The sequence below is a fragment of the Candidatus Amarolinea dominans genome, from assembly GCF_016704685.1.
In the GTDB taxonomy this organism is placed as follows: domain Bacteria; phylum Chloroflexota; class Anaerolineae; order SSC4; family Amarolineaceae; genus Amarolinea; species Amarolinea dominans.
This window is the reverse complement of record NZ_JADIZS010000006.1, coordinates 205,218-228,310: the sequence shown is the minus strand read 5'-3', so window position 1 is coordinate 228,310 and position 23,093 is coordinate 205,218. Positions and strand designations below refer to the sequence as shown.

Below are 23,093 nucleotides of genomic sequence, written 5' to 3'. Positions count from 1 at the left end.
CCTGTCATGAGTGGCCGAATGGTTTTCTCTGTGATGCACAAACGTTTCTCGCTCCTTTTGCTGGTGCTCTTGTTAGTTGGAGGATGTCAGAGACCGATGAATGATTCTCAGACGGCGCTTGCGCCTCAGAATAGCCCGGAATCGCGGCCTGCCGTTCCCAGCGCCGCCCCAACGCCGCGGCCGGTGGAGACCCAAGCCGCGGCAAGCGTGCAACCCACGCCGGGACCGAAGACCCCGGTAGACTATCTGGCGACGTCCGAGGCACGGGACGCATACGAATATCCCATCTCGGAAGCATCGCGTTACCAGCAGGTATATCGTCCCCAGTTTCATTTTTCACCTGCCAAGGGATGGCTAGGCGATCCGGATGGGATGATCCGCTTCAACAACCTCTATCACATCTTCTGGTGGGGCCATGCCGAGTCGAAAGACCTGGTGCACTGGAACGAACGCATCTGGCCGATGATCGGCGATAACGGCTCCTTCGTCTACTATTCCGGTTCGGTCGTTGTAGATAAACATAACACCAGCGGCCTGGCGGTGGACTCCGATCAGCCGCCGATGATCGCCGTCTACACCATGCACTATCAAGGCACAGGCGAAGAGGTGCAGGGCCTATCGATCAGCTACGACTATACGAGCTTCGTATATTACGACCAGAACCCGGTGCTCGATTCCGAGCGACCCGCGTTCCGCGATCCGCAGGTGTTCTATCATCCTGAGACCGACCGCTGGATCATGATCATCACGCTCTCGGATGATCGCAAGGTCAGCTTCTATGCCTCGCAGGATCTCAAGCACTGGGAGCACCTGAGCGACTTCGGCCCGATCGGCGCGCAGTCGCAGGTTTGGGAGGTGCCTGACATCTTCCAGTTGAGCGTGGATGGCGACCCGACTCAGAAGAAATGGGTTCTGCTGTGCGGGATAGGCCCCAACCGGGAGCAGTACTTTGTCGGGGACTTTAACGGGAAGAGATTCACGCTGGACCCGGCCTTGAACGGGTATCTCCTGCGTGGCGAGGGCCTGCCGGGCGCAGTGTTTGCCGACTTTGAGAAGGGCCTGCCGGCGGGCTGGACCAGCGAAGGGGACGAGATTGCCATCGGCAACGGCGAAAATCTCGGCCTCTACAAAACGTCAGGCTTTCTTGGCGCCGGTTTCTTGAGCACGTACACGCCCGGATCAAAGACCGGCGACCGGGGACTGGCAACCGTCACGTCGCCTGAGTTTGTCATCAGCACGCGCTTCATTAACTTTCTGGTCGCCGGTGGCGCTCACGGCAGCGATGGCAGTATCAGCCTGGTTGTGGATGGCGCCGCGATTCGTCGCGCCAGCGGCGACGGCTCCGATATCATGAAGTGGGTGAGCTGGGACGTGACCGAACTGGCGGGCAAGAAGGCGCAGATTCAGATCGTCGATCAGCGCACTGCTTCCGATCTCGGGCATGTCAGCGTGGATCACATCTTGTTCTCGGATACGCCGATGGTGAGCGGCCGCGAGCACGCCAACTGGCTCGACCACGGCGCGGATTACTACGCCGTGCGCACGTATCGCGATTACGACAACGCGGAAGATCGCGTGGTCACGATGGGCTGGCTGGGCAACTGGGAGTACGCCAACGATGTACCCACCTCTTGGGGTAAAGGCGCGCTGGCCCTGCCCCGCGAAATCAGCCTGGCGTCGTATGCCGGCGGGTTGCGCATCGTCCAGCGGCCGATTCCAGCCTTCGAAGGCCTGCGCCAGGAACCGATCCAGATCAAACAGCGAACGCTGCAAGGCATCACGCCGCTTTCCGAGTTCAAACCAGCCAGGAACACCTACGAGATCGACGCGACCTTTGAAATCACCGATCCGAAAGCGAAGTTCGGCATCAAGACCGTGGTGAACGGTGATCATGGGGTGAGCGTCGGATACGACGCGAACACAGCGACGCTGTTTCTCGACCGCACAAACTCGGAGAACGCCAGGTTCAGCGGCCGCTTTGCCAAGTATATGACCGCACCACTGGCTCCCCAAAATGGGAAGGTCCGGCTGCACATCTTCGTCGACCAGTCATCCATTGAGGTGTTCGCCAATGACGGTGTGGTAACCATGTCTGCACTGATGTTTCCCAGCCCCAACAGTCTCGGCACTGAATTGTTCTCGGAAGGCGGCGAGACTAATTTACAGAGTCTCAGGGCATGGGAGCTGGATTCCATCTGGGGTGTGCCCGCAGAGTGAAGGGTCGCACAATCGCGAGAACGAAGGATACGCACCAATGAATCAACTAGAAATCCGAAACCTGAAAACCTTCTTCTTCCTCGATGAAGGCATTGTGAAGGCGGTAGATGGCGTAGACCTTATGGTCGGGGACCAGGAGACGATCGGCATTATCGGTGAGTCCGGTTGCGGAAAAAGCGTGATGTCCCAATCAATCATGCGCCTGGTGCAGCCGCCGGGTGAGATTGTCAAGGGAACGGCGCTGCTGCACCGCAAGAATGGGAGCACCATCGATGTTTTCGCCCTGGCGCCCAACGCGCCGGAGCTGCGCGCCATCCGGGGCAACGAAATCGCCATGATTTTCCAGGAACCGATGACTGCCTTTTCGCCCGTCTATACCATCGGCCACCAGATCAGCGAAATGGTCGCGTTGCACACGCAGCTCGACCGGAAGAAGAATCGCGAGCACGTGATCGGGTTGCTCAACCGGGTAGGCATCTCCAACCCGGCCCAGCGCTATGACGAATATCCGCATCAGCTTTCCGGTGGCATGCGCCAACGCGCGATGATCGCCATGGCCCTGAGCTGCAGCCCGAAGATCATCCTGGCGGATGAGCCGACTACAGCGCTGGACGTGACCATCCAGGCGCAGATCCTTGACCTGATGCGAGAGCTGCAACACGAAGTGGGCATGTCAATCATCTATATCACCCACAATATGGCGGTAATCGCTGAAACGGTCGAGCGGGTCTACGTGATGTACCTGGGCCAGGTAGTGGAAAGCACCACCACGCAACAGCTGTTTGCCAACCCGCTGCACCCCTACACCCAGATGCTGCTGCGCTCCATCCCCAAACCCGGCCAGAAAGTGGATAAGCTCGAAGTGATCAGCGGGACGGTGCCAACCCCGATTGACCGCCCCAGGCAATGTGGATTCGCCACCCGCTGCCCGAGCGCCATGTCCGGCCTGTGCGATAAGTCTATGCCGGCGCTATTCGAAAAAGAACCGGGGCACTTCGTGCGGTGCTTCCTGTACAGCCAAGAAACGGAGCCAGAAGATGAGTGGACAAATATCTAACCCAACGACCGACCCGCGGATCCTTGCCGTGCATGATTTGGCTAAGTACTTCCCCATCACACAGGGCCTGATGAAGCGCGTGTCCGGCCATGTCCGCGCCGTGGATAATGTGGACCTGTATGTCAACGTGGGTGAGACGCTGTCGATTGTGGGTGAATCCGGCTCCGGCAAGACTACGCTGGGTCGCTGCATTGTGCGGGCCCTTGAGCCGACCCGCGGGCGGGTCCAACTGCAGATAGACGGCCGGTGGATCGATTTGACCGCGCTGAAAGGCGAAGAGCTGCGGGCCACCCGGCGTCATTTCCACATGATCTTCCAGGACCCCTATTCCTCACTCGACCCGCGCATGACGGTTTTCGATATTGTTAAGGAGCCGCTCGTCTATAACAAGCTTGCCAGGGGCGCAGAGGTGCGTGAGAAAGTCATCGACACGCTCAAACGGGTCGGGCTGGAAGAACGGCACCTGCGCCGCTATCCGCACGCCTTCAGTGGCGGACAACGCCAGCGGATTGGCATCGCGCGGTCGCTGGTGTGTCACCCCAAGTTGATCGTCTGCGATGAATCGGTGTCCGCGCTGGATGTGTCGGTCCAGGCGCAGATCCTCAACCTGTTGAAAGAACTGCAGCAAGAGCTGAATCTTTCCTATATCTTTATCGCCCATGACTTGGCGGTGGTGGAGCACATCTCCGACCGGGTGGCGGTCATGTATGTGGGCAAGATCGTCGAGCTGGCCAAGTCGGACGAAATGTTCAACCATCCGCGCCACCCATACACCGAGGCGCTGCTGTCGGCAGTGCCGCTGCCGGACCCGACCCGCAAGTCAGCGCGGATGATCCTGGAAGGCGAAGTCGCCAACCCTGCTCATCCGCCGAGCGGCTGTTACTTCCACCCGCGCTGTCCTTATGCGACCTCACAATGTAAAAACGAAACGCCACAATGGCGCGAAATCACGCCGGAGCATTTTGTCTCTTGCCATCATGCCGACCAACTTCAACTGAAGGGGATGATGTAGGCGTAGGTTCAAACCATCAGAACAGGCTACTCAACGGGCAGGAGCAAGCCAAATATAGGCGAATAGGATCTCTTTCATGAATTTCGGCAGCAACCCGACGCTTATCGCGCGGCGACGGCACGCATGTGACCCGCACCGCCCGCAGTATCACTTCACTGCGCCCGCCAACTGGCTGAACGACCCCAACGGTCTTATCCAGTGGCAGGGGCAGTATCATCTGTTCTATCAGCACAACCCCCATGCCCCGGTCCACGGCAGTATCCACTGGGGTCATGCGGTCAGTGACGATCTTGTCCACTGGCGCGATCTGCCTATTGCGCTCGCGCCCACGCCAGGCGGCCCTGATGCGCGCGGGTGCTGGTCCGGCTGTACGGTGGACGACAATGGGCTGCCCACGCTCGTCTACACAGGCGTTGCCCCCCAGGCGGTGAGCATCGCCACCAGCACGGACGGCCTGCTGACCTGGGACAAATGGGCAGACAACCCCGTGATCCCCGGGCTGCCAGCCGAGCTGGCTGCGACCGCAGGCGGCGATTTCCGCGACCCCTTCGTATGGCGCGCCGACGGCCAGTGGCACATGGTCATCGGTACGCGGATCGCAGGCGTGGGGGGCCTGGTGCTACGCTACCGCTCGGATGACCTGCGGGACTGGGAGTACCTGGGGCCAATCCACCGCGGTAATCTCAACCAAACCGCCCCCTTCTCGACGGGCGCGATGTGGGAATGCCCCAACCTGCTCGACTTCGGGGCGAAGCAGGCCCTCATCATCTCGGTCCAGGATCCCGCCTGGCGCCTAATGTACCCTTTCTACGTCACGGGTATCCTGGGGCTTTCCGGCTTCGAGGTTGAACGACAGGAGATCCTGGTGCATCCGGGCACCGGCGGCGATTTCTACGCGCCGCAAGCGTTGCGGCGAAACGATGGTAGCTACCTGCTGTGGGGCTGGCTCAACGAAGGCCGCAATGAGGCCGCGCGCCGGCAAGCAGGCTGGGCTGGTGCGCTATCCCTGCCGCTGCGAGTCTCGTTGACGTCTGACGGCAGCCTGGCCCTCGAACCCACGCCCGAAGTGCAGGCCCTGCGCGGCCAACACTGGCATTGCGATGGCGTCGCGCGCGCAGCCGAATCCAACGCGTGGCTAGAAAATGTGCGCGGTGACTGCCTGGAGATCATCGCGCAGGTGGAGCCGGGCGCTGGCGCAGAAGTTGGTTTCAAGGTGCGCTGTACACCGGAGGACGAGGAATATACGACGATCATGATCCAACAGGCGGCCCAGCGGATCGTGATCGAGCGTGATCACGCCAGCCTAGACACCGAGGTCGATCGCGCCCCGTGCGTCGCGCCGATCACATTGGCCGCAGGTGAGTCGGTGACCCTACACATCTTCCTCGACCGCTCGGTGGTGGAGGTCTTCGCCAACGGTGGCCGGACCAACCTGGTCACCCGCATCTATCCCACACGACCGGACAGCCTGGGCGTCCGCCTTTTCAGCCGCGGTGGTTCGGCGAAGGTGACATCGCTGGATGTCTGGACGATGGGGGCGATCTGGCAGGTTGAGGAACTGGTAGATTAGGCGACGAGAAGACAGAGAATGTAGTCATGGCCCTGTGGAGTTTTGGTCTTACTCCAACTGATCTTGCGCGCCTCATCCTTGTTTTTCGCGTATCGTCAATTTGACACCGTTAGCGAATTAAAGTATGATACACTCTGCAAGATGTAGTAAGTCCTTTGATGTGCCAAGCAAATGAGCCGTAAAGACTTTAAGTCTTACGGCTCTTTTATTTTACCGTTGGGAACGACCACGTTTTGCACCATGGCTACGGTTGTAGCGCAGGATCATAATTTGGAAAAGGAGTTTTCAACATGGCAGTTCGCGAAAAGGGCGTCGTCAAGTGGTTCAACGATCAGAAGGGCTTCGGCTTCATTACGCCTGAGTCCGGCGCAAAAGACGTATTTGTCCACCAGTCCGCAATCATGGGTCAGGGCTTCCGCAGCCTGGCCGAAGGCGATCACGTCGAGTTTGCAATCGAACAGGGACCCAAAGGCCCGTCGGCTAGCAACGTCCAAAAGATCTAGTGACTCGCGCGCGTGATGCGCGGGTTGAAAAATGCACGAGGAGGCAATCGTCGAGATTACCTCCTCCCGTGCTCAGTAAACGAGAAGGATTCGGTCATTGATCGGGTCCTTCTCGTTTGTATTCCGAATATCAACGTCGGCTGGCGTCTGCAATGCCAAATGTCGAACCAAACGACCCAGCAGGAGTAGCATCGCTCCCAGTCCGAAGAGTACCCACCCTCGCTTGGCCAGGCCTGGCGGCGCCTGGTTGAACGCGGTGAAGTGAATACCAGTGGGAGGCGCTGGCGCCGTGTAGCGCACGATAACACCCGAATCGCTCACCGCCCAGCCGTCTATGGCCGACACCATGTCCACCGCAGACAGGGGATGGGTGGTAGGGCTGGCGGCTTGGGTCCAAGTAGTGCCATCCCAGTAAAGAATGGCCCCACCATTGCCCACTGCCCAGCCCTCCGCGGCTGAGACCATGACCACCGATCTCAGCCATTGCGTGGTCGAACTGGCGGCTTGCATCCACGCAGTGCCATCCCAATGTATGATGATGCCGTAGTTGCCCACGGCCCAGCCGTCCGTTGGCGACACCATGAACACAGAATTGAGTGAGCCAGTGGTTGGGCTGGTGACCTGTAACCAGTCGCTGCCGTTCCAATGCAAAATGATGCCGTAGTTGCCCACGGCCCAGCCATCCGTGGCCGATACCATGCTCACCGAACCCAAGCCCGACGATGTGGGGCTGGCCTCCTGCGTCCAGGCGTTGCCGTTCCAGTGTACGATATTGCCGCCTCCGCCAACTGCCCAGCCATCCGTAGCTGAGACCATTGCCACTGACAGCAGCCATTCCGTGGTTGGGCTGGCGACCTGTGTCCAGGCGTTGCCGTTCCAGCGTAGGATAACCCCATTGTAGCCCACCGCCCAGCCGTCCGTTGCTGAGACCATGTCCACTGAGAAGAGCGCCTCTGTCGTGGGGAGAGCGACTTGCGTCCAGGTGTTGCCGTTCCAACGCAACATGGTGTCGTAGGCCAGGGCCCAGCCGTCTGTCGCTGAAACCATGTCCACCGAAGTCAGGTCATGTTGTCGCGGACTGACGACATAGGCCCAAAAGCCGCCATTCCAGTGTATGATGATGCCCCCTTCGCCCACGGCCCAGCCGTCCGTTGGCGACACCATGAACACAGAATTGAGTGAGCCTGTGGTTGGGCTGGTGGCCACAGCCCAGGTGTCGCCGTCCCAGTGCAGGATAACCCCATTGTAGCCCACCGCCCAGCCGTCCGTTGCCGATACCATTCCCACTGAAAACAACGGCTCCGTGGCAGGAGTAGCGAACTGCACCCAGGCGCTGCCGTCCCAGTGAAAGAGGGTGTCGTAGCCCGCAGCCCATCCATCCGTTGCCGATACCATGGCGACAGAGCTTATGACCTGAGTCGTCGGGCTGGTGACCTGGGACCAGCTACTGCCATCCCAGTGCAGGATAACGCCCTCGCCCACTGCCCAGCCGTCCATGGCCGACACCATGGCGACCGACTTCAGGTCCGACAGTGTCGGGCCAACGACCTGCATCCAAGTGTTGCCATTCCAGTGTAAGATGATGCCCGCTTCACCCACAATCCACCCGTCGCTGGCCGAGGTCATGTCTACGGAATGGAGCGAACTCGTGAGGGGACTGGCAGCCTTTGCAGCAAGCGAAACTGGTGCTGAGGACCAGGTGCTGCCGTTCCAATGCAGAATGACGCCTCCTTCACCAACAGCCCAACCGTCCGTGGTCGAAACCATCGCCACTGAGAGTAGCCAGCCGGTGATCGGGCTGGTAACCTGAGACCACACGCTGCCATTCCAGTGCAGGATGATGCCGCCTTCACCGACGGCCCAGCCGTCCGTGGGCGAGACCATCGCCGCCGAGCTTAATGAGAGCTGGCACGGATTAGGATCATTCGGCCCCCAGCACTGCCAGTTGCCGGGGGCAACAGGTTGCGCCGAGGCTGCGTTGGTCACGGCTACGAACAGAGCAAGAACAAACGTCACGATGAAAGATTGGCTGTGTTTCATGGCGTCCTCCACGCGGCTATTAGCCCAATAAGCGTACGCTCAGTTGTTGTACGAAGGTTGGATGGCGGTTGAGATCGGCGCGCAGGCGCTCCAGATCGGCGCTGTAGCCCAGGCGGTCAGCCAGGAAGCGGTATTCTTCGCTGGCGGCCGGCGGCACGGTCAGGTCTTTGGTGTTGCCGCGCACCATGCGCAGGGCGTTGACCAGGCGACGGATGAACATATGGGCGTCACGCAGGCGCTCATAGTCGTCCTGAGCCAGGATGCCGGCCTGCGCCAGCGCGGCCAGGGCCTCGCGCGTGTTGGTCAGGCGCAGGGCCGGGTGCGCAAGGCCGTGGTTGATCTGCAGCCCCTGCACCAGGTATTCGATGTCCACCGCGCCGCCGGGGCTGAACTTGGCGTTGAACGCGCCTGCGGTGACCAGGTGACGCAACTGGCGTTCGCGCATGGCGCGCATGGCCGCGACATCGAATGGCTCGCCGGTGTAGACAAACTGATCGCGCTGCGCTACGATCTGGCGGCCAAACTCGGCATCGCCGGCGAGGGGGCGCAAGCGAATCAGGGCCTGGCGTTCATAGGCCCAGGCCGGGCCGCCGGGCGCAAAGTAACGCTGAAATGAGGCCAGGGAGACGGCCAGGCTGCCGGCTTTGCCGTACGGGCGCAGGCGCAGATCAATCTCAAAGATGCCCTCGCGCTTGGCGCGGATGGTACTGACAAAGGACTGCACCAGGCGCTCGTAGAACTCCGCGTTGGAGATGACGGCCGGGCCGCGCGTCTGACCACTGCCCGCGTAGATGAACAGCAGTTCGATGTCTGAGGCAAAGCCCAACTCGCGGCCGCCAGCCTTGCCCAGCGCGCACACCGTCAGCGGGCAAGCGGTTGGCGCAGATGCAGGCGTCTGGTCAGCCACAGGGTCGAGGAGAGGGGCGCCGTGCTCGGCGAGCAGTGGCTGCAGGACAACGCCAAAGGTGGCCTGCACCACCACATCCGCCAGATCGCTCAGCTCGCCGGAGAACTGACCAAACTCGGTCACATGGCCCAAGATATAGCGCATGTCAATGCGGAACATCTCGCGATCCTTGAACGCGTTGATCACGTCACGCCGGCCGGGCGCATCCGGCGTCGCGCGCAGGCGAGCATCCAGATCGGCGGCCAATTGTGCGCGGGGGCGCGCGGCGTGCAGCGCATCCACATCGCGTACCACCGGAAAGAGGTTGGCGTACTGCATACGCAGAAAGTCGTTCCAGAGGAAATCGCTGACGCCCAGCAGGCGGGCCAGCGCGCTCAACACCTCTGGCCGTTCCAGTGACACCAGTTCATCGGGCCAGTTGGGCTGGCTGAAGAGCTGGCCCAGGAAGGCGCGAAAGTGCAGCAGGGCCGATTCCGGGTCGGGCGAACGTGGCAGCAGATGGGTAAAGTGTTTGACCAGGACGATCGCGGCACGCAGCTCGCGCTGGCGCGCCGGCGCAGTGATCTTGTCGCCGCGGGCGTCGGTGACATAGAGAGTGTCATGCACATGGCTGCCGAGAGTGTCCACCGTGACCCGCGCAATGTAAAGGTCGTTGAGCGCCAACGCGTTGGTCAGTTCGTAGAGAAAGCCGGTCGTGTCCTGCGCCTCGATGGTCAGCACGGTGTAGCGCGCAGACTGCCGGTTGTCAATCTGCACTTCGATGGGGTAGAGCGTGCTGCCGCTGCTGCTCGCCTCACGCAGACGCGCGGCAAACCGTTTGACCAGAGCACCCTGCGCCAGCGCGCTCTGATGCTCCTGCAGCAGGCGCAAAAGCGCGTCGAGGTCGCGACGGTAACGCGTCCACACGTCCGGCGCCAGATCGTGTAGGGTGGGGCGCACCGTGAAGACATCTACGATCTTTTGCCGGACATCGGCCTCCGGCGGGCGCGTGGCCTGCAGGGGCGCGCGGCGCAGGCTATCGCGGTAGAACCCGCGCCCGCGGTCGCCGGGGGGCGCGGGGCCGCTGACCGGTTCGTAGGTGAAGACATCGCCATCCAGGATGTCGAAGCCATGCACCGCCAGCAGGCCGCAGATCAGCGATAGCTCGCCCAGGTAATCGAACGCTACGATGGTCACCCGCCACAGGCCGCCTTCGACCGCCGCGGCATCCACCTCCACCAGGTTAGCGGCGCTCAGGCGCGCGACAAGCGACGTGTGGCGTTCGATCTCCGCCTCGCTGAAGACCAGGGTGTAGGCGGGGTCAAGCCGGGCCAGGTGGCGCTGCACGGCCGGCGAGGCCATCGAGTCGGCCGGCGGCTGGGCCGGGTCCGCGGCGGGGACGCTGAGATCGCCCAGGTGGCGCAGATAGACCGCGCGAATGGCGGCGCGCTGCTGTTCGTAGCGGGCGAGAAAGCGCGCGCCGGCGTCGGCGCCGTTGAAACCGAGGCGCCGCGCAAAGGTGGTCAGTTCGTCTGCGGCCGTGGGCAGGCTGGAGGTTTGACGGTAGTGCATGAGCTGCAGGTAATGTTCGACGGCGCGCATGAAGATGTAGCCGTCGGACAGGGTGCGATAGTCGTCGGCGGTGATCAAATCGGCGCTGAAGAGCTGCGGCAGGGCTTCCAGGGTCTTGCCGGTACGCAAAGCTGGGCGCTCAGCGCCGTGCGCCAGTTGCAGATATTGGGCGACAAATTCGGCGTCCCGGATGGAGCCTTCGCCCAGTTTGACCTCACCCCAGGTGCGTCCGCGCGCGGCCAGGCTGGATTCGGTGCGCTGTTTCATGGCGGCCACGCTGGTGCGAACCTCTGCGGGCGTGGCGCTGAAGATGAACGGCTGCACCTGTTGCATGAAGTCCGCGGCCAGCGCGTCATCGCCGGCGATGACGCGCGCCTTGAGCAGGGCCTGTTTTTCCCACAGACGGGCGTCCTGGCGCAGGTAGCCCAGGTAACCATCGAGTGAGGAGACGAGCGGGCCGACGCCGCCCCAGGGGCGCAGTCGCATGTCCACCCGGTAGAGGAAACCCTCTGGCGTGGCGCGCACGAGGGCGTCAATCAGGTGCTGGCTGAGGGCCTGATAATCGGTAGGATGGTCACGGGCGATGAAGAGCAGGTCAATGTCTGAGCTGTAGTTCAGTTCTTCGCCGCCCAGTTTGCCCAGGGCGATGACGATGAAGCCGGCGCTGGCGCGCTCGGCGCGCCAGGCGGCCATGGTCAGGCATTGCCACACCAGGGCGTCGGCCAGGCGCGAGAGCTGCAGGGTCACTTTAGGCAGATCGAGCAGGCCGAAGAAGTCGGCCGCGCCGATGCGCAGCAGTTCCCAACGCTGAAAACGGCGCAGGGCGTTGAGCTGGTCGAACGGTTCGACAAAAGGCGCCAGGGCCTTCTGCGCTTCGGCATAGAGCTGCGCCGCGGTTTTGGGCTGTGACAGCTCGCGGCGTTCGCTGAACAGGCGAAAGTAGTCTGGATTGCGCAGGAGGATTTCGCTGAGAAAATGGCTGCCGGCAAAAAGGGTGATGAGCATTTCCACCTGGCGCGGGTTGGCTGCCAGGTAGAGAAACAGGTCGGCCGGCTGTGCCGCGCTGCGGGCGAAGCGTTCGAAGCTGACGAGGGCTGCAGTGGGGCTGGCCGCGCCGGCCACCGCGGGCAGCACAACGGCCAGACACGCGGCCAACGCCTCCTGGGTCAGTGCATCCTGGCTGATGCCTTGCAGCCGCCGCACCGCCGCGTGGGGGTCGGTGACCTGCGCGGCCGTCAACAGGTCGGCGGCCGCGGCCGGGGTCAGTTGCGCGCGCAGAAGTTCAAGATAGGGATTCATAGGTCAATTACAAAGGGCAGAAACCCGGCTGCTGCGAGAAGCCGGGTTTCTGCGACGACAAACGTCACGGGTTCAGGCCCAGCGCACCAGGGCCATTTCGTGTTTGTTGAACAGGTCGGGATGCACGGGAACGATGCGCACGCCATAGATGATCTGGCCGCTGGCGGCGGGGGCAAGCAGGCCACGGTAGAGATAGCCGCCATCGTCGGTGCGCCCCACAAGCTGCATCGGCTCGTCGGTGAAGCCAACGGCGCCATCCTGGAAACCGTGGACGATCTCCACCGCCACCTCGGAGGGCGTCAATCCGCTCAGGCGCACGGTTGCGTTTATTTCGACCGGTTCGCCCACGGTCAGTTGACCATCGCGCGGGCCGCTGGCTTCGATGAACATCTGCGGCCAGTGGAACTGGACGCGATGCTTCCACTCGGCCACCTCGCGGGCGCGTGCGTAACCGTTGGCGCTCATCACCGCGTCATGACGCGCGGCCGGCACGTACATGTCGGTGGTGTACTCTTTGATCATGCGCGCCATGCTGAAGAGCCAGCCAGCACTGCTCATCGAGGCCCGCGTGATGTTCAGCCAGCGACGAGAAATACCATCGTCGTCGCGCTGGTAATAGGCCGGCACGACCTCATCTTCCAGGGTGGTGTAGAGGGACAGGGCGTCAGCTGCGTCCTGCGTAGCCTCATCCTTGTACATGCGTTCTTCGCCGATGGACCAGCCATTGCGACCGTCGTAACCCTCAGCCCACCAACCGTCGAGGACACTCAAATTGGGGCAGCCGTTGAGCGCGGCTTTTTGACCGCTGGTGCCGCTGGCTTCACGCGGGCGCCGCGGGTTGTTCAGCCAGACATCTACGCCCTGCACCAGGTAGCGCCCGATGTTCATGTCGTAGTCCTCGATGAACATCACCTTGTGCTCGAAATCGGGGTGCTGGGCAATCTGGCAGATCTGGCGAATGAACTCCTTGCCCGGTTCGTCGGCCGGGTGTGCCTTGCCCGAGAACAGAATCATGACCGGGCGTTCGCGGTTGGACACCAGGCGTTTGATGCGCTCCACATCGCTGAAGATCATGGTGGCGCGCTTGTAGGTTGCGAAGCGGCGGGCAAAGCCGATGACCAGGGTATTCGGGCTGAAGAAGGTGGCAATCTGCTTGAGCCGCGCCGGCCCTTCGCCCATGCGGTAGGCCCGATTTGTGGCGCGTGCCTCCATGAAGCGGAAGAGGCGCTCCTTGCCTTCCTGCAGCGCCGACCACAGCTCTTCATCCGGAATGTTGTAGACACCCTGCCAGAGCGTGGGATCGTCAATGCGCATGCGCCAGTCCGTGCCCAGGTATTTATCGAACAGGGGACACAGCGCGGGCGAGAGCCAGGTTTCCGTGTGTACGCCGTTGGTGATGTGGCCGATGGGCACCTCGGCTGCCGGAGTACCGGGCCACAGCCAGGTCCACATTTCGCGCGAGACTTCGCCATGCAGCTTGCTGACGCCGTTGGCCTGTCCGGAGCAGCGCAACGCCAGCACCGTCATGCTGAAGGTGGCGCCCCAGGGCTGATCCTGGCGCGCAAACTGCAGGAAGGCCTCGCGATTGATACCCAATTGGCCCCAGTAGTGCCCAAAGTGTTTGTCCATCATGTCGAAACCGAAGGCGTCATGGCCTGCAGGCACCGGCGTATGCGTGGTGAAGACGCAACTGGCGCGGGTAACCTCCAGCGCCTGCTGGAAAGTCAACCCTTGATTTTGCACCAGTTCGCGGATGCGCTCCAGGCCCAGGAAGGCCGCATGGCCTTCGTTCATATGCCAGACGGCGGGGTCGTAGCCCAACGCGCGTATGGCCCGCACGCCGCCGATGCCAAGCACGATCTCCTGCGAGATGCGGATCTCGTTATCACCGCCGTACAGCCGGGCCGACAGCTCGCGGTCTTGGGGGTCGTTGAGCGGCACATCGGTGTCCATCAGGAAGAGCGGGATACGTCCCACCTGGACCTTCCAGATTTTGGCGTAGACCGCACGGCCCGATAGGTCAACCTTGACAATGACCTCCTCGCCGTTGCTGTTGCGCGCGGCCGTCGTTGGCACTTCGTCGAACTTGATCTTGCTGTAGAATGCATCCTGGCGGCCATCGCCGGTGATGCGTTGGGTAAAATAGCCGCCAGAATAGAGAAAACCCACGCCAATGAACGGCAGGCCCAAGTCACTGGCGGCCTTGCAATGATCGCCCGAAAGGACGCCGAGGCCGCCCGAATAGATGGGGAGCGCTTCGTGCAGGCCAAATTCAGCCGAAAAATAGGCGATGCTCTTGCCCTTCAATTCCGGGTAGGTCTGATCGAACCAGGTGGCGTCCGGGTGCATGTAGGCGTCGAATGCAGCCATGACCCGGTCGTACAGTGCGGTGTAGTTCTCATCGCCGGCGGCCTGGTTGAGGCTCTTCTGACTGACCTCACGCAGAAACTTGACGGGATTGTGCGCGAGGCTGTCCCACAGAGACACATTCAGGGTGGCATAGAGGGCCTGCGCATCGGGGTTCCAACTCCACCACAAATTATCGGCTAATTCGTGCAGGCGTTGGATGCGCTCGGGGATGTGGGGAAAAACGGAAAGGGTTCCGAGGATATTCACAACAAGAGCTCCTTTACCCGCGAGGGGTATGCACCATAGATCAGGACCATCACCTTACAATCACAGTTTAGACAGGATAGCGCAACTTGTCAAGCTGGTTGCCGTGCGCGCTGATACGCTGCTGTATCGCACCTTTGTTCGCATTTCCGGCCTGTTTGTGGTAAAATAGGCCGGTGAATAGCGAAACAACACCAAAACTTAGCGTCATCGAAAGCATTGCAGCCGGATTTCGGGTTTTGGCCCGCGCTCCCTGGCTCATTCTCGTACCGGTTCTACTCGATGTGGCCCTCTGGCTTGGCCCCCAATTATCGGTACAACCCCTGATGACGCCACTGGTGGCTGCCGTGCAGGCCCCACCAGGCACGACCTTGACCAGCGAGTACCAGGAAGCCCTGGATGCCAGCCGTCAACTGCTGACCCAATTCGGCGATCAATACAACCTGTTGTCGGTCCTGGCCAACGGCCTGCTGGGGACGCCCAGCCTGATCAGTGACATTGGTCTGGGTCAGAGCATCACACGCCAGGCAGGACGACTCGATCTGTCATCGTTTGGCTCGCTGACCGGTTGGTTGGTGGGCCTGCTCATCCTCAGTGTCATTATCGGCGCGCTCTACCTGGTGCTCATTGCCCAGCATGTGCGCGCCGCGCCTTTGTCGCTGCCCGCCCTGGCCCGCAGTTTTGTGCGCACGTTGGGGCGTCTGCTGATCTTCACCCTGTTGATCGGTTTGCTACTGGCGCTGGCCAGTATCCCCCTGGCGCTGTTCGCCGGCGTGCTGACGCTGGTGGGAGGCGCGGCCGGCACCCTGTTCGCGGTATCATTGGTCGTATTTGTTGGCTGGTGGGTCCGGCTCGGTTTTACCTTCATGGTGCCTGCGCTGGTGTTGGATGAGGTCGGTCTGCGCCAGGGCATCTGGCGCAGCATCAACCTGGCGGCGCGCAATCTGCTCAGCACCATGGGCCTGGTCATCGTGCTGAACCTGATCGGCACCGGCTTCAGCCTGGTGTGGCAGCGCCTGGCAAGCGGGCCGCTTGGGATGGCGATCGGCATCCTGGGCAATGCCGCACTCGGCACCGGGCTGCTGATCGGCGTGTTTATTTTCTATCGCGACCGCATGCAGCGCTGGCAGGCGGACATCACCAACCTGGCGACAGCGTAAGGGCTTGCGAGCGGCGATCTCCCGACCGCCGCAGAACGATGATGAATGACCCGCACGCTCACAAGCGCATGGGGCGCCATGGGGGTCAAGTGAGCGCCGCAGAAATAGTAGACCATGCACATAGAGCCGGAGGAGACATAAGATGGCAGGAAAACAAAACGGGGCGAACGGCAACCGGCCTGAGATGCAATACGAAGCCAGTGATATTCAGGTACTCGAAGGGTTGGAGGCAGTACGCCGCCGCCCAGGCATGTACATCGGCGGCACGGACGGCAAGGCGCTGCATCACATGGTGTATGAGGTCACCGATAATGCGGTTGACGAGGCCATGGCAGGCTATTGCACGCACATCGAGGTGGTGATTCACCCCGATGAAAGCGTCAGCGTCATTGACAACGGCCGCGGTATCCCGGTGGGCATTCAACCGCAGACCGGCCAGCCGGCCGTCACCGTTGTCCTGACCAAGCTGCACGCCGGCAGTAAGTTTGGCGGCGGCGGATACAAGGTGTCGGGCGGCTTGCACGGCGTCGGCGTTTCGGCTGTCAACGCGCTGTCGGATTGGCTGGAGGTGCGCGTGCGGCGTCACGGCCATATTTACCGCCAACGCTTCGAGCGCGGCACGCCCGTCAGCGAACTGGAGATCATCGGCGATGTGCCCGAGGACGATACCGGCACGATCATCACCTTTCTGCGCGACCCCACCATCTTCGAGGTCCTGGAATACCGCTACGAGACGCTTCTGCAGCGCTTCCGCGAGATGGCGTTTCTGAACCGCGGCCTGAAGATCACCTTTATGGATGAACGCGGCGCGTTCGACAAACAGGGGCAGCAGGTGGCCTATCCCCATGCCACCACCTTCTACTTCGAGGGCGGCGTCAGCAGCTTTGTGCGCTATCTGAACAAGAACCGCGCGGTGCTGCACGAGCCGATCTACGCGCAGAGGGAAGTGGATGGCACACAGATCGAAGTCGCGGTGCAGTATACCGATGGCTATAACGAATCCAGCTACAGCTTTGCTAACACCATCAACACCCCGGACGGCGGCAGTCACATGACCGGCCTGCGCTCCGCGCTGACGCGTTCGCTCAACGATTATGCGCGCAAGATCGGTTTCATCAAGGAAGGCGACGCCAGTTTCACTGGTGAGGACACCAAAGAAGGGCTGACCGCCATCGTCAGCGTCAAGCTGCCGGACCCGCAGTTCGAGAGCCAGACCAAGGTCAAGCTGCTCAACGCCGAAGTTCGCGGCCAGGTGGAATCGGCTGTGGTCGAGGCGCTGAACGCATGGATGGAGCAGTTCCCCAAAGAGGCGAAGGCGATTGTGGAAAAGTGCCGCACCTCGGCGCGCGCGCGCGAAGCGGCCCGCCAGGCGCGTGACCTGGTCTTCCGCAAGAGCGCGCTGGAGAGCATGACCCTCCCCGGCAAACTGGCCGACTGCTCCGAACGCGATCCGAGTAAGGCAGAGATCTATATCGTAGAAGGAGATTCGGCCGGAGGCTGTTTTTCGGGAGAGACACAGATTGCGCTGGCAGATGGGCGAGCCTTGAGTCTCAAGGAGATCGTTGCCGAACACCAGGCCGGTTTGAAGCATTTCTGCTATACGATACGCCATGACGGCAAAATCGGCTTGGAGCAGATCGTCAACCCTCGCATGACGAAGGCTGGCGCGGAAGTCATCCGCGTCACGCTCGATAATGGAGAGACGATTGTCTGCACGCCCGATCATCCATTCATGCTCCGAGATGGAAGTTACAAGCCAGCAGCATCACTTGCCAATGGGGATTCACTAATGCCCCTGTATCGTAAGCTGTCGGACATGAAAGAACCAGCAAACTACAATCATCGTGTGGCGGTGGTCGAAAGATTGGCAGAATGGATAGACGTATACGACATCGAGGTGCCGCATTCACACAATTTTGCCCTGGCGAGCGGCGTATTCGTCCATAATAGTGCCAAGCAGGGTCGTGATCGCAGGTTCCAGGCCATCTTGCCTCTGCGCGGCAAGATCCTCAATGTGGAGAAGGCGCGGCTGGAGAAATCGCTGGCCAATCGCGAAATTCAAGCCCTGATTACCGCCCTGGGCACCGGCATTGGCAACGATTTCTCGCTGGACAACCTGCGCTATGGCCGGGTTGTGATTATGAGCGTGGATGGCGAGGAATTGACCTTCGTCAAGGACCCGGCCGGGCGCATCTGCGCCGAGCGGGTAGGGCCGTTCATTGACTGGCTGTGGGAAACGGGCGCGAATCCGTCAGCCTATCAAGTGATCTGTTTCGACGCGACGTCGGGCCAGGTGCGCTTCAAGCCCATCAAGGCCGTTCTGCGCCACGATCACGATGGCCCGCTCTTCGAGATCAAGACGACCTATGGCCGGAGTGTGCGAGTGACCGGCGAGCACAGCGTCTTTGTGGCCGATGCGGATGGCAAGCCGGTGCTCAAGCGGGGCGACGAGGTTCGCCCCGGCGATCTCCTGGTTGCACCCGGACGATTGCCGCTCAGCCAGCCGGCGCCGGCGCAGCTTGACCTTCTCCAGGCCTTCCTGGCGCTGGATGAGGCCCTGGACACAGACCTGGTGGTGCGCGGTATTGGCGTCGAGGCGTGGTACAAGGCCACGGTGCGCGCTGAATATGCCGACGCCCCGCAGATGGTGGAGCCGCGGGTGACGATTCCACCCGACGTTGGCAACTTGCTCAAGGCGCAGCGCCAGGCCCTGGGCCTGAGTCAGGCTGACATCTGTGAGGCGGTGGGAATTCGTCAACCGGTCACGTACTATGCCTGGGAAAAAGGCAGCGGTCGTCCCGCCCTGGACCATTTCCTTCGTTATGTGGACCTGCTGGGTATCAACAGACAAACGGTTCTCTCCCAGGTCACGGTGGGGAACAGTCGCCTGGATCATATCTGGAACACGCAGTATCGGGCTGCGCCGGCCAATCGCGTGCGCAATTACGTGACTCTGTCGCGGCTGCAGGACGCTGATTTGACCTTGTTAGGTGACAACATCTGTCTGACTCCGCGCCATTACGCCGACCAGGGAGTGCCGCGTTACTTGCCCATTGATGAATCGCTCATGCTGCTGCTTGGCTTCTTTGTGGCTGAAGGCTCCCTGAGCCAGCGCAACGGTGTGCGCCTGTCCATCGGAAAGCGGAACGAAGCCCTGGTGCCTGAACTCACGGAGGCGATCAAGCGAGTCTTTGGACTGGAGCCAACCTGGTATGCCGCAGCGGATGGGCGTGCGCATGAGCTGCGAATCTTGAATCGAGTCGTCACGGCGGTGTTCCGTCTGCTGTTCGGCTTCGACGGCGTCCATGCCGAAAGCAAGCACATTCCTGATCTTGTGTTCAATGTAGACCAATCCATGCAGATTGCGTTCCTGCGCGGCTATTTCCTCGGCGACGGCACCCTGAGCACGCGCGCGATGTCCTTCACGACGACATCGGAGCTGCTGGCCAACCAATTGATGTATCTGCTGGCCGCGCATGGGGTGACAGCATCCTTGTCGCAGCGTGAGCCGACGGGGCAGCCGAGCGGTTTGATTCGCGGCAAGCCGGTCATCACGCGGCGCACGGCCTTTCACGTGACGGTGTCCGGGCGCGGGGCCATGACTACCCTGGCGTTGATCTGGCAGGATCATCAGCGGGCGCCTGACGTGCGCAGTTGGCTGGCAACCGATGCTGGTCATGGCGGACCGCATGCAGCCACCCCGCTGCGCGGTGATCTGCTTGGTCTTGCAGTTCGTTCGGTACACCAGACGCCGGCGTCCAAGCGCAAGGTTTACGACTTTTCGGTTGAAGGAGACGAAAACTTCATCGCCGGCGTCGGCGGCATAGCGCTGCACAACACAGACGCTGACGTGGACGGTAGCCACATCCGCACGCTGCTGCTGACGATGTTCTTCCGCTACATGGAGTCGTTGATCGAAAAGGGACATCTGTACATCGCGCAACCGCCCCTTTATCTCGTCAAGAAGGGCAAAGATCAGCGCTACGCCTACTCGGATGCAGAGAAGGATCGCCTGGTGAAGGAGATGGGGAGCGACAGCGGCAACCTGGTCGTGCAGCGTTACAAGGGTCTGGGCGAAATGAATCCAGAGCAGTTGTGGTCCACCACCATGAACCCGGAGAACCGCACCCTACTGCAGGTGACCATCGAGGACGCGGCGGCGTCTGATCGCACCTTCGACATGTTGATGGGCGAAGCGGTGCCCCCGCGCAAGCGTTTCATCCAGACGCACGCCAAGCAGGTCAGGAATCTGGATGTATGAGAAGTCATTGACAGAGACTTCCGAAGCCTTGATGACTTCGGAAGTCTCATGTGAGGACCGTTATAAATCGCTGCTGGTCATGTTATAAATCGCTGCTGGTCATGATGAAGAGCGGCTTCATCTCGAAGCTCTTGTAGTGAGGGCGTAGGCGCTCGGTGTTGTAGAAGCGCCCGACATCCACCACCTTCTTGGTGCTGGTCACAACGTCCAGCGGCACGTGATCGTAGCGTCCGTTCTTCAGTACCACCAGCCGGCCATGCAAGTTTTGCAGGATCAAGTCCAACGCCAGGTTGCCGTAGGCCATCGGCACCACCGAGTCAATGGCGTCGGGGTCGCCGCCGCGCACCAGGTAGCCCAGCTTCTGGTTGATACATTCGATCTTCTTGCCGTTGTTGAATTTGGCCGAGGTCTCCTTGAGCTTTTCCGAAACCACGTCGCCGATGCCGCCCAGTTTGGCATGACCATACGCGTCCTTCTCCGCGTTGTGAAAAATCATCTCGCCGCCCTCGAACATGGCGCCTTCGGAAACCAGCACCACAGAATACTTGCTGGGGTTCTTGAAACGATCGGCCACGAGCAATTCAGTTAGATGCTCCACGTTGAATCTGTACTCCGGGATCACACAGCGATTGGCGACGCCGGCCATGGTTGGCAGCATGGCCGTGAACCCGGCATAGCGGCCAAACACTTCCATGACCAGAAAACGCTCATGCGAGCCGGCCGAAGTACGCAGGATGTTGGTCATCGCAATCGTGCGGGTGACGCAGGTGCTGAAACCGATGCAGTAATCGGTGCCAGGCACGTCGTTGTCCATCGTCTTGGGAATGGCGACCACCTTGAAACCTTCCTGCGCCAGGCGCACGCCGTAGCTCAAGGTATCATCACCGCCGATGGGGATCATGTAATCCACGCCCAACCAGGCCAGGTTCTTGAGCACTTCCGGGGTCAGGTCGTTGGTGTCTGCCTGGTATTGCTCCTGCAGATGTGCGGGCACGCTCTTGCGTGACACGGTGCTGGGCCGCGTGCGCGAACTGTGCAGGAAGGTGCCGCCGGTGCGGCCCGCTCTGTTCACCACCTCTTCCGTCAGCCACTGGAAGTTATCGCTGTTGTCAGCCTTGTCATCGCGCATGATGTCAATGGCGCCGGCCCAGCCGTGACGGATGCCGACCACCTTGTAGCCCTCGCGCAGTGCCCGGATCGTCACGGCGCGAATGGCCGGATTGAGTCCGGGCACGTCGCCGCCGCCGGTCAGGATACCAATAACGCCCTTGATCTTGTTGATGTTTGCCATAAAGTCAACCTCTGTCTGTCCTCGTCTGTTCATCGGATGGTGATCGAATTTTGCTCCTGAGCCAGGCCCCCCATGGACACCTGAACCCACGACCAAAGTATAGCCATGCATGTCAGCCTGACTATGGTCTATATCATACCCCTACAGGGGGTCTCTCCGGTCCGATCTCCAATCTTTAATCTCCGGTCTCCGGTCTCCGGTCTCCAATTGACAGCATCTCCCGCCGGTGTACAATGGCTGGAGTATTGGAATTTACGAATGAGGCGAACCATGCAATCTCCAGACGACCAAGACCAGGCGATGGGCGTAGCGCCCTGGGAAGAACGGCAGCCCAACGGCTTTGGCTGCATCTTCATCGGCACCGGCGGCGCATTTGCCATCCTCACCGTCCTGAGTTTTATTTTTTTCCAACGCACCGGTCTTTTCGATGTCGTGTCGTTGGGGCTAATTCTGTTTGTGGCGATCTTCGCCGTGGCTCAAATTTGGCTCGGCGTATGGCTGCTGCGCGGGGCGCGGTCGGCGCGTTGAGTTTCACCACGCCGGGGTTAGCCCTTAGCGTCCCATTGGCGTTCTGTCAGTAAGGCGCCCATACGAGTGAAACGAGCTGCCAACTCGCCCCCCTTTGTTCCGGTGATTGGGATGAGTATATCAAAAAAGGCCGGTGTTCAACACCGGCCTTTTTCACGATCATCAGGGGAGCAGTTGGTTTTAGCGGTTGCGCTTAGCGGCCATACGCACACCGCCGCCCATCATCAGGAGAGCAGCGCCAGCCAACAGGGCCAACAGCATGATGTTCTCGCCGCCAGTCGTGGGCAGGGTTGTCGGCGCAGCGGCGCTCGCATGGGTTGAATCCACACTCGGAACCGCTACCAGCGCCGGCTCACCGCCAGCCAGACCCATCGCGAAGACGGTGTAAACCGAGCCATCGTCCAGCTTGACGCCAGGAACGGACAGAGCTACAGTCTCAGTGCCGGCCAGGCGCACTTCCAGGTCATACGTGCCGGCATCCACCGGCGTGTAGTCGCCTACACCCTTGAAAGCCACGTTGCTGAAGATCACTGGCCCACCCTTGACGGCAATATCAACGGCCGGAGCGTCAGGAGACGCATGGACGAAGCGCACGTGAGCCTTGCCAGCGGCCGGGGCGCTGTTGTTATCAACCAGAACCAGCGGCTCGATGTTGGCGAGCTTACCAACGGCGACAACGGTGTAATCCTTGTCGTTGTCCAGGGTCAATGTAGCGGAAATCACGGCCGGTTCAGTCTGGCCTGTGGGAACAACCTGCACCTTGTGCTCGCCCGCGGTCAGACCGGCGTACTGCGTAATGCCCTTGAACGGTGCATTGGTGAAAGCCTTAGCCCCATCTACCCACACATCAACAGCCGGTGCATCCGGTGAAGCATGAACAACACGGACCCGTGGGCCTGCAGCATACGCGCTGAGCGCAGAAACCATCAGGGCGGCAACCATCACAAGCAACACTGTGCTCTTGAAAAGACGACCGAACTTCATCACTGTAATCTCCTTGAAACTCGTCTGAAACATTGATAGTTTGTTTTTACATTAAACAAACCATTTACTAACATGATGCAAAGTTTATACATCTCTTGTC

Annotated in this window: 13 protein-coding genes; 8 read left to right on the top strand and 5 right to left on the bottom strand. The window is 60.9% G+C overall.

Annotation, left to right across the window (positions count from 1 at the left end):
• Positions 1 to 6 precede the first annotated feature (6 nt).
• From IPF85_RS06140 to IPF85_RS06120, 5 genes are all read left to right on the top strand, one after another.
• Positions 7 to 2,217 carry a GH32 C-terminal domain-containing protein gene (locus IPF85_RS06140; protein ID WP_343407189.1) on the top strand — a complete coding sequence of 737 codons (2,211 nt, stop codon included), beginning with the start codon at positions 7 to 9 and terminating at the stop codon, positions 2,215 to 2,217.
• A 37-nt stretch (positions 2,218 to 2,254) separates the two neighbouring features.
• On the top strand, positions 2,255 to 3,274 hold the full coding sequence (locus IPF85_RS06135) for an ABC transporter ATP-binding protein (protein ID WP_343407188.1): 1,020 nt from the start codon (positions 2,255 to 2,257) through the stop codon (positions 3,272 to 3,274).
• Positions 3,255 to 4,286 carry an oligopeptide/dipeptide ABC transporter ATP-binding protein gene (locus IPF85_RS06130; RefSeq protein ID WP_343407187.1) on the top strand — a complete coding sequence of 344 codons (1,032 nt, stop codon included), beginning with the start codon at positions 3,255 to 3,257 and terminating at the stop codon, positions 4,284 to 4,286. Before IPF85_RS06135 ends, IPF85_RS06130 begins: the two co-directional genes overlap by 20 nt.
• Before the next feature lie 76 nt (positions 4,287 to 4,362).
• The gene (locus tag IPF85_RS06125) at positions 4,363 to 5,856 is read left to right on the top strand and encodes a glycoside hydrolase family 32 protein (protein ID WP_343407186.1); all 1,494 of its coding nucleotides are present in this window, start codon (positions 4,363 to 4,365) and stop codon (positions 5,854 to 5,856) included.
• Between the two features lie 290 nt (positions 5,857 to 6,146).
• The gene (locus IPF85_RS06120; protein ID WP_343407185.1) at positions 6,147 to 6,359 is read left to right on the top strand and encodes a cold shock domain-containing protein; all 213 of its coding nucleotides are present in this window, start codon (positions 6,147 to 6,149) and stop codon (positions 6,357 to 6,359) included.
• Between the two features lie 72 nt (positions 6,360 to 6,431).
• Here IPF85_RS06120 and IPF85_RS06115 read toward each other — a convergent pair whose 3' ends face one another.
• The 3 genes from IPF85_RS06115 to glgP all read right to left on the bottom strand — a co-directional run bounded on the left by IPF85_RS06115 (position 6,432) and on the right by glgP (position 14,772).
• Complete coding sequence (locus IPF85_RS06115) at positions 6,432 to 8,399, bottom strand: hypothetical protein (protein ID WP_343407184.1); 1,968 nt, start codon at positions 8,397 to 8,399, stop codon at positions 6,432 to 6,434.
• A 19-nt stretch (positions 8,400 to 8,418) separates the two neighbouring features.
• Complete coding sequence (locus tag IPF85_RS06110; RefSeq protein WP_343407183.1) at positions 8,419 to 12,156, bottom strand: glutamine synthetase adenylyltransferase; 3,738 nt, start codon at positions 12,154 to 12,156, stop codon at positions 8,419 to 8,421.
• 72 nt (positions 12,157 to 12,228) lie between these two features.
• Positions 12,229 to 14,772 carry an alpha-glucan family phosphorylase gene (glgP, locus tag IPF85_RS06105; protein WP_343407182.1) on the bottom strand — a complete coding sequence of 848 codons (2,544 nt, stop codon included), beginning with the start codon at positions 14,770 to 14,772 and terminating at the stop codon, positions 12,229 to 12,231.
• 236 nt (positions 14,773 to 15,008) lie between these two features.
• On the opposite strand from glgP, the gene IPF85_RS06100 reads away from it, so the two are divergent.
• Positions 15,009 to 15,929, top strand: coding sequence for a hypothetical protein (locus IPF85_RS06100; protein WP_343407181.1), 921 nt, complete (start codon positions 15,009 to 15,011; stop codon positions 15,927 to 15,929).
• 142 nt (positions 15,930 to 16,071) lie between these two features.
• Entirely contained in the window at positions 16,072 to 20,190 is a 4,119-nt protein-coding gene (locus tag IPF85_RS06095) for an LAGLIDADG family homing endonuclease (protein WP_343407180.1), read from the top strand.
• A gap of 82 nt (positions 20,191 to 20,272) precedes the next feature.
• Here the strand turns inward: IPF85_RS06095 and IPF85_RS06090 are convergent, their stop codons facing one another.
• A complete protein-coding gene (locus IPF85_RS06090) occupies positions 20,273 to 21,481 on the bottom strand; it encodes a 6-phosphofructokinase (protein ID WP_343407179.1) in 1,209 nt (402 codons plus the stop codon).
• A gap of 270 nt (positions 21,482 to 21,751) precedes the next feature.
• Here IPF85_RS06090 and IPF85_RS06085 point away from each other — a divergent pair, with 270 nt between their 5' ends.
• The gene (locus IPF85_RS06085) at positions 21,752 to 22,009 is read left to right on the top strand and encodes a hypothetical protein (protein WP_343407178.1); all 258 of its coding nucleotides are present in this window, start codon (positions 21,752 to 21,754) and stop codon (positions 22,007 to 22,009) included.
• A 180-nt stretch (positions 22,010 to 22,189) separates the two neighbouring features.
• Here the strand turns inward: IPF85_RS06085 and IPF85_RS06080 are convergent, their stop codons facing one another.
• Complete coding sequence (locus tag IPF85_RS06080) at positions 22,190 to 22,993, bottom strand: DUF4397 domain-containing protein (protein WP_343407177.1); 804 nt, start codon at positions 22,991 to 22,993, stop codon at positions 22,190 to 22,192.
• Positions 22,994 to 23,093 lie beyond the last annotated feature (100 nt).

Coding starts and splice junctions, on each gene's coding strand:
- IPF85_RS06140 (WP_343407189.1), top strand. CDS start 7: ATGAGTGGCCGAATGGTTTTCTCTGTGATGCACAAACGTTTCTCGCTC.
- IPF85_RS06135 (WP_343407188.1), top strand. CDS start 2,255: ATGAATCAACTAGAAATCCGAAACCTGAAAACCTTCTTCTTCCTCGAT.
- IPF85_RS06130 (WP_343407187.1), top strand. CDS start 3,255: ATGAGTGGACAAATATCTAACCCAACGACCGACCCGCGGATCCTTGCC.
- IPF85_RS06125 (WP_343407186.1), top strand. CDS start 4,363: ATGAATTTCGGCAGCAACCCGACGCTTATCGCGCGGCGACGGCACGCA.
- IPF85_RS06120 (WP_343407185.1), top strand. CDS start 6,147: ATGGCAGTTCGCGAAAAGGGCGTCGTCAAGTGGTTCAACGATCAGAAG.
- IPF85_RS06115 (WP_343407184.1), bottom strand. CDS start 8,399: ATGAAACACAGCCAATCTTTCATCGTGACGTTTGTTCTTGCTCTGTTC.
- IPF85_RS06110 (WP_343407183.1), bottom strand. CDS start 12,156: ATGAATCCCTATCTTGAACTTCTGCGCGCGCAACTGACCCCGGCCGCG.
- IPF85_RS06095 (WP_343407180.1), top strand. CDS start 16,072: ATGGCAGGAAAACAAAACGGGGCGAACGGCAACCGGCCTGAGATGCAA.
- IPF85_RS06090 (WP_343407179.1), bottom strand. CDS start 21,481: ATGGCAAACATCAACAAGATCAAGGGCGTTATTGGTATCCTGACCGGC.
- IPF85_RS06085 (WP_343407178.1), top strand. CDS start 21,752: ATGCAATCTCCAGACGACCAAGACCAGGCGATGGGCGTAGCGCCCTGG.
- IPF85_RS06080 (WP_343407177.1), bottom strand. CDS start 22,993: ATGAAGTTCGGTCGTCTTTTCAAGAGCACAGTGTTGCTTGTGATGGTT.